This window comes from Microcoleus sp. Pol12A5 (assembly GCF_036701435.1).
In the GTDB taxonomy this organism is placed as follows: domain Bacteria; phylum Cyanobacteriota; class Cyanobacteriia; order Cyanobacteriales; family Microcoleaceae; genus Microcoleus.
Genome location: NZ_JAUBQU010000071.1, coordinates 1 through 14,440 on the forward strand (window position 1 = coordinate 1; position 14,440 = coordinate 14,440).

9 protein-coding genes are annotated in these 14,440 nt (G+C 46.4%); 3 read left to right on the forward strand and 6 right to left on the reverse strand.

What is annotated here, in order from left to right:
• Both QUA45_RS18490 and QUA45_RS18495 read right to left on the reverse strand, forming a co-directional pair.
• On the reverse strand, positions 1–1,694 hold a 1,694-nt coding region (locus QUA45_RS18490), incomplete at its 3' end, for an nSTAND1 domain-containing NTPase (protein ID WP_445305331.1).
• Positions 1,691–3,040, reverse strand: coding sequence for a P-loop NTPase fold protein (locus tag QUA45_RS18495; protein ID WP_333221784.1), 1,350 nt, complete (start codon positions 3,038–3,040; stop codon positions 1,691–1,693). The genes QUA45_RS18495 and QUA45_RS18490, both read right to left, overlap by 4 nt.
• Positions 3,041–3,333: 293 nt before the next feature.
• On the opposite strand from QUA45_RS18495, the gene QUA45_RS18500 reads away from it, so the two are divergent.
• On the forward strand, positions 3,334–4,218 hold the full coding sequence (locus QUA45_RS18500; RefSeq protein ID WP_333221785.1) for a CPBP family glutamic-type intramembrane protease: 885 nt from the start codon (positions 3,334–3,336) through the stop codon (positions 4,216–4,218).
• Between the two features lie 31 nt (positions 4,219–4,249).
• On the opposite strand, the gene cbiE is transcribed toward QUA45_RS18500, so the two are convergent.
• The gene (cbiE, locus tag QUA45_RS18505; RefSeq protein ID WP_333221786.1) at positions 4,250–5,554 is read right to left on the reverse strand and encodes a precorrin-6y C5,15-methyltransferase (decarboxylating) subunit CbiE; all 1,305 of its coding nucleotides are present in this window, start codon (positions 5,552–5,554) and stop codon (positions 4,250–4,252) included.
• Between the two features lie 278 nt (positions 5,555–5,832).
• Positions 5,833–6,573, reverse strand: a complete 741-nt coding sequence (locus QUA45_RS18510) for a DUF1868 domain-containing protein (protein WP_333221797.1) — start codon at positions 6,571–6,573, stop codon at positions 5,833–5,835.
• A 176-nt stretch (positions 6,574–6,749) separates the two neighbouring features.
• Here QUA45_RS18510 and holA point away from each other — a divergent pair, with 176 nt between their 5' ends.
• Positions 6,750–7,727 carry a DNA polymerase III subunit delta gene (gene holA, locus QUA45_RS18515; RefSeq protein WP_333221787.1) on the forward strand — a complete coding sequence of 326 codons (978 nt, stop codon included), beginning with the start codon at positions 6,750–6,752 and terminating at the stop codon, positions 7,725–7,727.
• Positions 7,728–7,956: 229 nt separating this feature from the next.
• On the forward strand, positions 7,957–8,946 hold the full coding sequence (locus QUA45_RS18520) for a hypothetical protein (RefSeq protein ID WP_333097100.1): 990 nt from the start codon (positions 7,957–7,959) through the stop codon (positions 8,944–8,946).
• A 1,666-nt stretch (positions 8,947–10,612) separates the two neighbouring features.
• Here QUA45_RS18520 and QUA45_RS18525 read toward each other — a convergent pair.
• Positions 10,613–12,112 carry a response regulator gene (locus QUA45_RS18525; protein ID WP_333221788.1) on the reverse strand — a complete coding sequence of 500 codons (1,500 nt, stop codon included), beginning with the start codon at positions 12,110–12,112 and terminating at the stop codon, positions 10,613–10,615.
• Between the two features lie 9 nt (positions 12,113–12,121).
• A partial coding sequence (locus QUA45_RS18530; protein WP_333221789.1) for an ATP-binding protein occupies positions 12,122–14,440 on the reverse strand: 2,319 nt, incomplete at its 5' end.

Here is a 14,440-nt window from a genome sequence, read left to right on the forward strand (position 1 = left end):
ACTGGCAGAACACTGCGGGCATTTATCGGCTTTTGTTTTAAAGCAGGGATTAGTCCAGCCTGTTCAATTGAACTTTTGCCAACCCCTGATTCCCCGTGGATGATCGTCAGTTTGCAGTCATCTCGCTCGATCCGTTCCAGCAACCGTTCGACACTGTGCAACCGTCCTGAAGAGGCGATTTCCTGGGCAACTTCGTCTTGCGATTCAGCAGAGGGTAACGCTGGGTTGGCAATCTGTTGTCTTGGCTGCAACCTCCCTGCACCGATGAAAGCTCGAAAACCAAACTGACTTTCGATCGCTTGTCGCTCTTGCTTAATATCAAAGGCATTGAGGTATTGTCCTTGTTGGAAATAGTATTCTCGCAAATGTGTCAAAATCTGGATGTAAAGCTCTGGATCGTATTGAGATTTGGTTTGATTTCTGGCAGTTTCTAAAGTGGCGATCGCCTCTGATACCTGACCGAGTTGCTGTTGTGCTTTCGCCAACGAAAATAAATACCAACCTTGATGAAAAGAACGTTCTAAATCCAAGAAAACACTTTGTTCCGGTGATGGATTGGATATAGTCTCTGTAGCATCACTTAGTAGAATCAGAGCCTGCCGGGCCGCTTGTTTTGCCTCAATCCACAATGATTTCGACAATGCCACTTCAGCGAGAAAGCCATGAATTCGAGCTTGTCTGAATTGGTCGTAATGGGTTTGATGGAGAACTAAGGCTTTTTGCGCCACGAGTTCTAGTTCACGCCAATGCTTCAGACGATGCAGCACCTCTGCCAAGAAATTAATAAATTTAGCCGCTAAGTCGGGGCGGTTGGCTTGTTCAAAAGCCTCTATTGACTGCTGAAAATACTCTCTGGCGCGATCGGCAGCTTGCTGATACTCCACGCGATGTCGTGCTGCATAATTACGCCACCACAATCCAATATAAAATAGTAAAATTCCGCAACGTTCTCGATCGCCTGTTTGCTGCCACAAAGCCAAACTCTGTTCGTAATGCTCGCGAGATGCAACATGGGAATTATCAGCGACTCGACCCAGGATAAATTCCAAACCAGCCTCCAGCTCTGGATCTAACATTACCTCTCGACCTTGCAATTCTTCACGAGCTGACTTGAGCTCAGCACAACGCGGAGAACCATTTTCAAGATCTAGTGCAGCATTATCTAAAAATACGTTCTCGCGAGAATTTAAAACCTTAGCAAACACCTCATCAACAGTTTGCCGAATGAATTGAATCAACTCGTCCACGGTCATTAGAAACTCCACCGTCGTTGCCCAACTGTGGAAATCTGGAATCAACCGAATCAGCTTGCACAGGATCGCATCTGTCACCCACAGCACTACAGGAAAGTTAAAGTTGCGAAACTCCTCTCGAATCTGATTGGTCGCCGTCAAAACCGGGTCGAGTTCGCGCGCTGACTCCAGACCAACTATCATTAGTGCATTAGGTTGTTCTGTACCGAGTTCTTCTGTAATCCTGGTGTAGAGAGTTTGAACGGACTTTTCTAGCACCAATTCCCGCATCTGAACCGGACATTGTTCCCGCAACTGCTGCACAACTTGTTCCCGCAATGTTCTGTAGTTGCAAACGGCTAAAATTAAGGAAAACTCTTCTTGAAAGCAAGTAATTCCTCGGATCAGGGTTTTCAAAGACTCTTGATTAATCTGTATTAACTCGGGTGACGAATCATTCATAATTGCAACTCCTTTGCCTCTGCTAAAATAGGGTTGATATCAAACCAACTTTCATCTGCATCGCGATACTCAAAGACAAACAAACTCCGCAGTAAAGTTTGATATTCTTCCTCACCTCTGACAGTTTTTTGTTGCGCTACCAGCCGTAGCAGTTCCCATTCGTGGGGCGTGATTGCTTTACTCAGTTCGCTGCGCCGCTGGCTAATGACTCGCTCTACCAAATCGCGCGAAAAAGGCGGGTCGTCTTTTTTCATACAGCTAGTAAGCAGCACTAACAAGTTCCGCACATGACCGCCGCTGACTTGACAGAGGTAATCTAACGTTTCTGGCGCCTCAAACACTTCTGAGATTAAGTTGATGCGTTGCTCTGAATCTACATTAGGGAAAGCTCTTGCTAGAATCATTTTTCGGAGCAAAGCAATGCCTTCAGAGCATTGACTGCCGTCTCGTTCATGCACTCGCACCATCGGCAACAGTTGAGGATCTGAGCCAAAGCGATTAGTCAAATTTTCTTTGTCATTGGAGAAAGCTAGAACTAAGGGGACGGTGTAGACAACGTGGCACTTGAGTTTGTTCAGTTGTTCTCCTCGGTCTACAAAAAGGTACTCAGGTTGAGTTCTTCCTGATGACCTTGGCTTGCTATCAATCCGGTCTAGATTGTCAACAATCACGACCATTCCGGCTTTGCCTTGCTGCTTTAGCTGCTTTTGGGCTGGTTCAATTAGTTCCTGATTAATGGCTTCTAAGATATTATTGACTCGCGGCTCCAAGTGTTGTCTTAACAGAGAGCGAATATCTTTACTATCCTTTGCTTTGGTGGTGATTTCTCCTATTCCTACTGCTAGGGAAAACTTTCCTGGTTCTGCATTTATCCCGATATCGCCCACGACAGGAACTTTAGCTTTGATTCCGGTGATTTCTGAGTTTAAAAGGTTGGCAGCTCCTTGGAGTAAATTCTGGAAACGGGTTGGTTGGAGTTGGATTTTAGCTGCCTCCAAACTCTGGCTGACTTGACGGGCGATCGCCAGTAAGATATCGCTGATATCCACATCTGCCATATCGAAGTCTTGAGAAGACTCAAAATAAACTACGTGGAAACTTTTTTGTTCTAACTCTGCTTTTAGTCGCGATAATTCAGTGGATTTCCCGCAACCGATATGTCCGGTGAATAACTGACAAGTTGGCTCATCTTGGGAGAAGATTATAGCACGACCCAGTTCTTTGATCAGATTGCTCCCTCGCACTGCTGAAAAATCTATGTAATACTGTCTATCTTCAGGTTGGCTGATATCAAGAGTCCGGCTGGGATTGGATGCTTTAAAAAATCTGTAAAAATCTAGTGTCATCACACCCTCACTTATATATTATGCTCGATTATATTCTGTATTTAGGTTCTCAGCACTCACTGCCTCGATGCTGGCTCTGTGGGGGCACTTACATCCCTCCAACTCCAAGTGTCGAAAGTTACCGTCAGGAAATCGAGTGCTTTTGATGTGACTGTCGAAAAGGTATGCTTGCAGAGTATTCGTTGGAAACCCTGCCACGCCCATTCACCATTTAGATGGTTACATTTGTTGCCATTTGTCCAGTAATGTCAAGTTTTTAACTGATTAGAGGCGTACCGATCGCAACCCATTAAATGTGGAATAGTATTACTAACCTGCGACTGCTGTCGCCGTCCATACCAGCAATTGTCAAAATAATCTTGTTTTTTTCAACTTGGATTGTTGTGTGGCTTCCCGCAGCGATTGTGCTGGCGATCGCCCTCAAATGGCATCCGCCCCAACCACTGGGAAACAAAAAACTACCTTTACTAGCTTCCCTCTATGCGATTGTCCCCTTCATTTTATGGGCGACAAGTTCGATCGAAAACACATCTTTTGCCAACTGGGGTTGGGATTGGCAACCGGCAGTTTTGATGTCATTAATGCGGGGGTTAGGATTAGGAATAATCAGCTTAGTAATTTTATTCGGTCTGCAATTAACAGCAGGCTGGCTCGATCTAAAAAAAAGCGAGACTTCCACCGAAACAGGCGAAAAAAAAATTAATTTTTGGGATTTAATTTTTAACCCTGCTAGTCTGCTGACTCTGTTATTAGGACTGTGGATTAGCGCCACAGAAGAGTTAATCTTTCGCGGCTGCTTGCAAACAATCCTCCAGCAAGATTACTCAGCGCTAATCGCAGCAGCGATCGCCAGTTTCATTTTTGCGATCGCCCATCTAATTTGGGCAGCCAAAGAAACTCTACCGCAACTGCCCGGATTGTGGCTGATGGGGATGGTTTTAACATTAGCCCGCATCGCAGACAATGGCAGTTTAGGATTGGCGATCGGCATTCACGCAGCTTGGATTTGGGGTATAACTACCGTAGATACAGAGGGCGCAATTAATCCGACAGGCCGGGCACCAGAATGGATTACAGGAATAGCAGCAAAACCGCTAGCAGGTGCAGCCGGCATTTTATTGCTACTAGCAACCGCAACCTTACTCTTTTTGACTCAAATCAGCGTTAATCAGCGCTAATCAGCTTAAATCAGCGATAAAAATTCCGACATTAATTCAAGTGTCGATCGATCGTCACAATCGAAACCGGATTCAGCGAGTCAAAACGAGTCAAATTGCCCGCATTTACTGAACGCGATAACTGCACTTGCACGATTCGGTAACTCCAGTGCGGTTCCCGGCGCACCCGATCGCCCATCCAGCTCAAAACAGTAGCAATATCCTCAAAAGCATCCAACGCAAGCACGATCGAGCCTCCAGGAAGCAGCCGCAGGGCGCAAACGCCCAAAATTTTAGTCAACCCTCCGCCACTACCGCCAATAAAAATCCGGTGCGGAGGACGCAAGCGGTGCAAAATTTCCGGGGCGGTTCCGTTAATCGAAAACACATTTTGCAGCCCAAAACGGCCGTAGTTGAACTCGATCGCAGAAGTACCAGAAACCGTTTTTTCGATCGCGTACACCTCAGACTGCGGGAATAAACGAGCAATCTCGATGGACACAGAACCGTTACCAGCACCCACATCCCAGACAACTTGTCCCGGTTGCAAAGCCAATTGTCCCAGCACCAACACCCGCACTTCCCGTTCAACCGTCAAACGCGGCTTGTCGCCACAACCGATAAAAGCTGCATCCGGTATTCCCAACAAAGGCAACTTTTCCAGATCCAAAGGTTCTGCCCTCGGCGGGGACTCCCGCAGCATCACAACCACGCTCAGCGGTGCAAAAGACTCTCTCAGCAAAGCTTCCAGAGACTTGCGGCTTACCCGTTCCTGGGCCGCCCCCAAGTTTTCGCAAACCCAAAACTCGTAGCGTGTCGGCAAATCTAGAGCTTTCACCAAACTTGCCAGTACAGCCGGAGTGTGAGCTTCGTCCGCCAGCACCGCAATCTTCTCCACACCGAGCTTCAGCTTCGCCGTCAGCTCCTCAAAATAGCGTCCTTGAGAGCCTACACAATGAGCATCTTGCCAAGGGATTTTCAAGCGATTAAAAGCCAACTGCACCGAAGTGACATGGGGATGAAAAGTTAATTTTTCTGGCGGCAATTGGGCAATTAACAACTTTCCCCAGCCGTAGAACAGCGGGTCGCCGGCCACTAAAATTACGATCGGTCGATCGCGGGGTTCCACCGTCCCTGCTGAGGGTTCTAATTCGGGTTCAGTCGCCCACCACCGCCGAATTTCCAGAATTGCTTCGGTCAAATCTTCCAACGCCCAGCGCTCTCCATCGTGCTGGGGAAAATAGCTCAAATGGCGATCGCTCCCTATTAGCAGAGCGGCCATTTCTACAACCTGCCGCGCCGATTCGCTCAGCCCAGCAGCTCCATCTAAACCGATACCAACAACGTGTACTGTCACTTTTTAAGCAAAAAGTAAAAAACCAGAATTACTGATTTTTCCTGGTTTTTCATAAATTTTTTCCTTGACTTTACTGTCAAACAAAAATAATTAAAGCATTTAATAGCCAATATCCTGACTATTGTCACAAGCGAGAGGGGGAGAGGGGGCGAGAGAGTGGGAGAGTGGGAGATGGGGAGAGTGGGAGATGGGAAAAAATCTTCCTTCTTCCCTCTTCCCTCTTCCCTCTTTCCTCTTTCCTCTTCCTTCTTCCTTCTTCCCTCTTCCTTCTTCCTTCGTTAAAACTCAAAAACAGGCCATTCCGGTTGCCGGAGGTAGGTGGCCATGTCCTCAAACTTCCGTAGTTCCACTCGGTTTACGGACAGTTCTTGCGGCGTGTCCAGCCATTGCTCGTTTAACTCGGACAGCAAAGCGCACAAGCGATCGCGGTCAAGGTTCGGCCCGGTGTCCCCAAAATAAGCCAGAGTAATGTGTGCCGTAAAATGATACTGCTGTTCAATTCCCAAAGCCATTAAATCGGGATTTTGATAGATCGATCGGCGAAACTCCAGAATTTGCTTGTAAGAGTTTTCGTCCGTCGGTGCCAAACAAACACCCACAGCCCTAGTCATCACCATCAACCCCAGCACTATCCAGCGAATGGGAGCGCCGCCCGCCAAGGGTTTGCAGGCTGCAAAACGATCGGCCATGCGCGAGCGCAGTTGCTCCTCAAATTCTGGATTTTTATCAGAGGCATCTCGAAAAGCGCTGTTCCAAATTAAATCGGCTACGGTTAAATGGAAGCTATCAGGAGGCAGTGCCACGAGCGCACCCTCCCCTATTTCCTGCAATAGCCGTTGTTGGCTCGACTGCAAATTACTATAAAATGCAGCATTTTCTGCATCTTCCCCCGCAGGCGGCGTAATCACTGAATAACCTGGAAAAGGTACAGGATCTCTCCGGCCTGCTTCGTCGGGCTTAAATTTTGGAGATTCCTGAATGTGTTCCACCTGGGACTTGTAGGAGTCCAGCAGCGTCATTCGCGCCACCCGATTTACGTAAGCTTGATAAGTATCATCCAATCTTGATTTCCTCGCGGTGACAAACTCCCACACCAAATTTTATATTATGGTGCGGGCTTCCAACAGCCCTATTCAGGATATGTTGGACAAGGCTCGCGTGCAACTCTGATTTTTTGGGCTAGTGAGCGTTTTTTATGCAAATTTACCTGTTTTGGGGGGAAGACGACTTTGCGATGGCGCAGGCTGTGACAAGTTTGCGCCAAACAGTCCTCGACCCCAACTGGGCTAGTTTTAACTATGACAAAATTATTGCCGATCGAGCCGACGCTGTGGTCGAAGGCCTCGATCGAGCCTTAACGCCCCCCTTCGGTACCGGCAGCCGTTTTGTCTGGCTGGCAAATACGACTGTAACGCAGCAGTGCTCTCCAGAACTGTTAGCGCAATTTGAACGGACGCTGCCGGTGATTCCCGACACCACCGTGTTGCTGCTGACATCCCTCAAAAAACCCGACAGCCGGCTCAAGTCCACCAAGTTACTTGTCCAGTCCGCCCAAGTGCGGGAATTTTCACCGATTCCGCCTTGGAATGACAAAGAATTAGCCCAGCGGGTGCGCCAAGTCGCGAGCGAAATGAACGTAAAATTGACCGCCACAGCGATCGAACTTTTGGCCCAATCCATTGGTAGCGATACCCGCCAGCTATACAGCGAACTCGAAAAATTGCTGCTGTTTGCGGGCAACCGCAGCCAACCTCTGAATCCGGAGGAAGTTGCCGCACTGGTGCACTGTCACGCCCAGAATACCTTCCAGCTAGCCGATGCGATTCGCGAGGGCAATACGTCCGTCGCTTTAGATTTATTGGCAGGCTTAACTGGCCGCAGCGAGCCTGGTTTGAGGATTGTGGCGGGCTTGACTGGTAAGTTTCGGATTTGGCTGTGGGTAAAGGCAATGATCCAAGCGGGCGATCGCGATGATAAAATTGCTCAAGCGCTAGATCTCGGCAATCCGAAACGAGTATACTATTTTCGTCAAGAAGTCAAGAACGCCAGCTTAGAAAAACTGCAAAAAAGTTTGCCTTTGCTGCTAGAGTTAGAAGCTTCTTTAAAGCGGGGCCGGGAAGAAATCTCAACCCTGCAAACCAAAGTTATAGAACTTTCTAGCTTGTTTCGCTGATGCGCGACAGCGCACAGGATCGGCCCCTTACTGTAAATTTTTACAACAAATTTCGATAGAGGCTATGTGCTTGATGCCGGATCACGGGTCAAAAGGTCAATAGATACTAGAAATACTCTCAGAATGGCAAAGTAGAAGTTAATGTGGTAAATAAATATTGTCCGCCGAACCCCGATCGGTTAATATTATTTGCCGGCTCTCCACCCCCCCCAAAAAAAGAGCGCTACCCATGACACAACAGAACCCGCGGGAACTGCTCAAGCAAGGCGATCCAAAAGCGATCGCATCTAGCATCAACCGTACACTCAAACCCAAAGGCATCAACGCCGATGTGACGCGCGACAACGGCTGCCTCCACATAATTCTGGAGGCAGACAAAGTACCGGATCAAATGGTATTGGTCGATTTCATCCGCACCGGCATGACGAAGCTGGGACTCGAATCAATTCACACTGTAAAGGTTTACGGGCGTCGAACAGGTGACGGATCGCCTGCGTGGGAAGATGAAATTGATCTGATGCCTGCAGGTTCCATGCCTTACCCCTTGGATAGTGGAATGCCTGACGACTCTGTAGGTTTAGATGATGTCGAACCCGAAGGCGGAGACTATTATCAAGAAGGAGAATTCGATCGAGATGACGACGAGGAAGACGAAGACGAAGACGAAGATCAAGCCCCGCCTCCGAAAAAACAATTTCCCAAATGGGTAATACCTGTGGGTATCTTAGTACCTCTGGCGGCGATCGCAGGGCTTTTCTTTACTAAAACTTTCCCCTTCGGCAACTCTAACCCAGAACCCATCGCCCCCGAAGCTGCTTCCCCCTCCCCCCAACCCTCATCTCCCCCTTCTAAAGCCGCTGTATCCTCTCCAGCCGCATCTCCAGGCACCCCACAGGCAGCCTCCCCTGCACCAAAACCCGCTCCTACTGCTGCTGCGCCAGCAAGCCCAGCTTCAGCTTCTCCTGCACCAAAAGCCGCTGCGCCCAAGCCTGACTCTTGGAGGGAAGCCGTTAACACAGCTCAGAAGGCAGCAATTTCGGCCCAGAAGGCTCAGTCTCAAAATGAGTGGATCGCAGTAGCAAGCGAGTGGCAGCAAGCGGTTAAGCTCATGAGAGCCGTACCGTCAACCAGCCCGAACTACCAAAAGGCTCAGCAAAAAGCCGCAGAGTATCAGGCTAATCTGATTGTTGCCAACCGCAGGGCAGCAGCAGCGCCTTAAGAGTTTTGAGGTTTGAGTGGAATACTCGATGTGCTAAAAGTCAAAAGTCAAAAGCCAAAAGTAAAAAAACTTGTTTTTACTGAAAGCTTTCTTACTTTTGACTTTTTTCAATTTTATTAAAATTTCATTTAAGCTGTCGCGCATTTAAATTGCATATTCTCCGCGGGCGGGACGCCGACCCCAATTATTGTTTGATTGCTTTTTAACAGACAATTTCTGGGGGTTAACAAGGAAGCTAAAACCTTGACACAGAAGGGATGAGAGCTGGGTTCCCCAAACAAGATGGGTCTACTATAGTGACAAGTAAACCCACAAATCAAAAAAATACTAATGGAATTTAGTCACGAGCATCTAGAAAAAAAATTGGGCTGCGCCCACTTCCTGATGTTGCTGCTTCTGGCTCAACTTGATTCAAACCGAAAAAAAAGTCAAACTAGAAACAATAGCAAGAGTCTTTCCAATCTGGATAACTTGTGAAGGAAGAGGCAGAAATTTACAAAGATTCTTGGATTTACGTAGCTTAACGATTAGTAGGTTATTGTGGCTTATCATCAGTTATTGCCTAGAGAAATCGGTACCCAAAAAGTCGAAACATAAGTTATACCTAGCGATTGACCGCAGCCAGGGAAAAAATCTCAATTTACTAATGGTCCGTGTGATTTGGTCAAGAAAAGCCATTCCCTTAGCCTGGATATTACTGCCGCACATAGGAAATAGTAACTAGGAGGAACAAGAAAGTGTACTCTCTTCAGTTTTAGCAATATTCAAAGATTATCAAATAGTGGTGCTAGGAGACCGCGAGTTTTGTTCCCTAGATTTAGCCACCTCGCTCCAGACAAGGAATGTCAGATGTTGTTTAAGCTTTAAAAAAGCGATTTTTATAGAAGTATAAAATAAAATTTTGCAGCGATTAGATGAGTTACCAATTAAACCGGGAGTTGCCTTATATTATCAAGGGAATAAAATCCGTAAAATCGGCCATTTTCAGGATTTTGTCGTGGCAGCTAAATGGAAAATAAACTACCGCAATCAAAACACAAAATAGCCTTGGTATATCTTGACTGATCAGGGAAGTTTAATCGTCGCCATTGAAGCGTATAAAAAAAGAATTGGGATTGAAGCAATGTTCCGAGACTGTAAACGTGGGGGCTATAATCTAGGAGGCAGTGGATTAAGAGAAAACCGATTGAACTCAAGGATTTTGGTGATGTCTCTGGCTTATTTAAAGTCAACACTGCCAGGAGATGAAATCAACTGACATCAGGAAAAAAATATGTCTGTTGTCTCAAATAATCCGGGAGAATTTACTGAAGATGCAGTACATTTTGTGTGGATTTAAATGGAGAAAAGTGCGTTAAAAACTGGGAACAATATCACCAATGGACTGCCGAATTAACCAGTAAATCCCCCCATAAACGCCGCTTTTATCAGAGAGGTATAAGGGTGGGAACCATTATGCGCTCTACGTCGTAGCTCTCTTGTTACCCCTTCAGCGATCGCACACAGTCCCGGCGACCCCTGGGTTTTTTAGTTTGTGAGCCCTGGGATGACGATCGTTGGTGAGGAAACTTGACAAGCAGCGGCCACACAACTTTTGTTAAGCTTGCTAGATTGGGGAGTAGTTTAAAAATTAACCCTATGAATTCACTAACTTTTTTGCAGAACATCAAGCTGACAGCGACAAGACAGGAGACTCCTGCCGAATCGGAATCTCAATAGTAAACTCTGTTCCTCTGCCTGGTGCAGAAATACACCCCAAGCTTCCCCGGTGTTTTTCCACTACAATTTGCCAGCTAATCGATAACCCAATCCCTGTGCCCTTACCGGGGGGTTTTGTCGTAAAAAACGGGTTAAATACATGGCGACGAACATCTTCCGATATCCCCGGCCCATTGTCCACAATTCGGACAGCTACGCAATTGCTGCTTGTTATTTCTGTGCTAATCCGAATCACGCTAGGATTCGCTTTAATTTCTTCTAGCGATCTCTGCTTGTTCCACTCATCAATAGCATCGATCGCATTTGCAAGTACATTCATAAATACCTGATTCATTTCTCCCCCATAACACTCCACTTCGGGCAGGTTTGGGCAATAGTCCCGCACCACTTCAATCGAGGGGCGGTCTGACTTAAATTTTAATCGGCTCTGTAAAATCATCAGCGTGCTGTCGATACCTTCGTGAAGGTTGACCGATCTCATTTCATATCCTTCTTGCCGTGCGAAGAGGCGCAAAGATAAAACGATTTCGCGGATGCGATCGGCTCCTAAGTACATCGATTTGAACATTTTAGGCAAGTCGTCTTTGAGATAATCTAGCTCGCTTGCTGCGATTTCTGCTTGTATATCTGGAGCCGGATTAGGATAGTGCTTTTGGTACAGGTCAATGATAGTGACCAAAGCTTTTGAATATTCCATAGCATAGGAAAGATTTCCATAAATAAAATTAATTGGATTATTGATTTCATGAGCTACACCAGCTACGAGTTGACCTAGCCCCGACATTTTTTCGCTTTGAATGAGCTGGCTTTGCACCTGCTTGAGTTCGTGCAGGGAATTTTCGAGCTGTAGGGCTTTGTGTCGCTCTCGCGCTTCCGATGCTTGCAAAGCTTCTTGTGCAAGCTTGCGTTCAGCAGCCTCCTGCTTGAGGCGTTCGTTCGTTTTGGAAAGTTCAGCGGTGCGCTGTTCTACTCGCGTCTCTAGTTCTTGTGTCAAAATTTGTAGGTCGGCTTGCGCTCGCTCGCGCTCGACAATTTGCGCCTGAAGCTTTTTAGTTAGATTTCGCAGATTCAGGTGTGTGATAGCCCGAGCTAAAACTTCTTCCTGTTGAAGGGGCTTAGTGATATAATCAACTCCCCCCACATTAAAGCCTTTGACTTTGCTTTCTGTATCGTCCAGCGCGGTCATAAAAATGACTGGGATATCTTTAGTTAAGTCATTTGCTTTTAGATGTTGACAGGTTTTAAACCCGTCCATCTCTGGCATCAGAACATCCAACAAAATTAAATCGGGCTGAGAATATTGCACTTTTTTGATAGCGCTAGACCCGCTGCGAGCTACCCAAACAGTGAAGCCAGATGCGCTCAAAAAATCCAATACTGAACCCAGATTAGTGGGCGTATCATCCACAATTAAAATGGTTCCTCTGTCTAAAGATTCGCTAGTCATTTTTAGTCCTCATCTAAACTGTTGAACAAATTCTACTAATTTGTCTTCTTCAAAGTTTTTGGTTAATTCAAGCAACTGATTGACAAAAGGTGCATAACGCATATCTATTGCCTTCAGCTTGCTGGCTCGCTTCTCAATACTGAGGAGTTCACCTTTCATGGCTAAATCGAACAGGACTGCAACTTCTTCCGAAGGGGGAGCAATCAGTGGTTGGTCTTGGATTTGGGAAGAGGCATCGGTGAAGATACCTTCTGAACTGAAAGTTGTTCGCTCCTCATAAACCCATTCTAAACCTAAATGGTTGCCCAAGCATTCTAATAACTTTTCTGCCCGAATAGGTTTGAGGAGAAAAGCGTTGCAACCAGCCTGGAAAATGCTGTGGGGATCGCCGGATAAAATGCTAGCAGAAGTTCCGATCGCGATTACATCCTTCAATAGAGGAATTTTTCTGATCCGCCTCACCGCTTCAAAGCCGTCCATCACAGGCATTACTAAGTCAATTATAATACAGTCCGGTTGAAATAACAGCGCTTTATTCACGCAGTCTTGACCGTCAGTTGCCTCCATTAATTCAAACCCAATGGGAGCTAAAAGATTAACTAGCACCGAGCGATTTTCCCAGCGATCGTCAACGACTAAAATTTTCTGCCGATCGCCTGAGAAACCCCTGATAATTTTTTCAGGTTCTTTTTGATACCCTTCCCAGCTTTCGGTAATAGGCAACTCTAACTCAAACCAGAAAATACTGCCTTTACCTAAAGAGCTTTGTACTTTCAGTTCGCCGCCCATCATCTCCACTAATTGGCGACTAATTGGCAGCCCTAATCCTGTTCCCTCTATTTGGCTAACGGAATCGCTGGCTTGCTCGAAGGGCAAAAATATTTTTGAGAGTTCGTCCGGCGCGATGCCAATGCCTGTATCTTCTACTTGGAAAATAAATTTCGCTGTTAGGGATTGGGGATTGGCGATTGGTGATGACAAAGATTGCTGAGTCTCCAGCCTGTCTACTTTAAAACAAACGCCTCCTTTTTCGGTGAATTTTATGGCATTACCGAGTAAGTTGATGAGAATTTGCCGCAATCTTTTTTCATCAGCTTGGACGCAAGTAGGAAGTGGAGTTAGCGGTTCGTAAATCAAAGAGATTCCCTTCTGTTGGGCGCGAATCTGGCAGATTTCAGTAATGCCTTGGAGAAAGTCTGACAGGTGAAACTCGGTGAGATAGAGTTCCATTTTTCCGGCTTCGATTTTGGAGAGGTCTAGAACGTCATTGATCAGAGTTAGAAGGTGTTCGCCACACTGATGAATGATGTTAATACCAGAATTTTGCTGACTGGTTAAACCTGTGTCTCGTTTGAGGATTTGGGTATAACCTAAAATGCCGTTGAGCGGTGTGCGAAGTTCATGGCTCATGTTGGCAAGAAATTGGCTCTTGGCGCGGTTTGCGGCTTCCGCCGCTTGCTCGGCTCGCTGTCGCTCTTTAATTTCCACTTCTAGGCTCGTATTTTTTGCTTTTAATTCCTCGGTTCGTTCTTCTACTTTTACTTCTAATGTGTGATAGAGGTTGGCATTTTCTAAGGCGATCGCAGCTTGGCCCGATAGCATCCGCAACACTTCTACCCGCTTCGGCGTGAAAGCTCCAGCAATCACGTTGTTTTCTAGGTACAGGATGGCAGTTAACTTACCTTGATATAGGATAGGCGCACACAAAATTGATTTTGGTTTGTGTTGGGTAATGTAGAGGTCGGCGTTAAATATTTCCTCGTTGCTGGCATCATTTAAAACGACATCTTTCTGAGTTCGGGTGACGTAATTAAGTACCGAGATAGGCACTTGCCCAAAAGTTGATACTGGTAAAGATTGCAGCACTCGGATTTCATCTTTAGTTCCCGCCGCTTCTATAACAAGTTGACCCTGTTTTGAGAGAATAAGCGATCCAGTTTCAGCGCCTGCGTTTTCTATCAAAATTTTCATTAACTTGTTGAGCAAGTTAGGTAGAACAATTTCGCTAGAAATGGCAACAGATGCTTTCATTACAGTTGCCAAGTCTAGGAACTCTGTTTGAGCGCCTGTAATGGTCAAAGGATCGATTGTCATTGTAGGGTCGAAAGGGGTTTCAGTGACCGCAGGCGATCGCCCTATTAATTGCGGGTATTTTTCTTCTAGATGTTTAACTTTAGCTACAGATCCCCAGCGCATATAGGCATAATAAGCATCGGTCATGTAGGTGCGGGCAATCTTTTCTTTACCCCATGAAAAATAGAATTTAGCAGCGAGTTCGTCAGCTAGTGCTTCTTCGTTGATATACTCGTTTTCTTTAGCAAGAGCGAT